At 47.1% G+C, this 289-nt stretch carries 1 rRNA gene; it reads right to left on the bottom strand.

From position 1 onward, the window contains the following. Nucleotides 1-2 precede the first annotated feature (2 nt). A 5S ribosomal RNA gene (gene rrf / locus PG862_RS14315) occupies nt 3-120 on the bottom strand. Between the last annotated feature and the right edge of the window lie 169 nt (nt 121-289).

Genomic DNA, 289 nt, shown 5'->3' with positions numbered 1-289 from the left:
GAATCCGGCATCCACCTGCTTTCCCATGCCGTCTCCAGCATAGTATCATCGGCCGCTTAGGTCTTAACCATCGTGTTCGGGATGGGAACGGGTGTGTCCCCTAAGCGCATCGACACCGGAAATTTCGTGTTGTAATGAGTAAGTGCAAAAACAAAATCAGAAACTGTGTTGAAAGTTTACTTTCATAAGCAGTTTTTGGTTTTCGGTTTTATAAGCGGCGAACGCCGCGACCGAGCGAACTTGTTCGCGAGGTGCACTTACGGACCTTAAACACTCAACAGTATATAAA

This window comes from Clostridium fessum (genome assembly GCF_027698965.1).
In the GTDB taxonomy this organism is placed as follows: domain Bacteria; phylum Bacillota; class Clostridia; order Lachnospirales; family Lachnospiraceae; genus Otoolea; species Otoolea fessa.
Note: the sequence above shows the minus strand (reverse complement) of the source record. Positions and strands in the feature narration are given on the sequence as shown.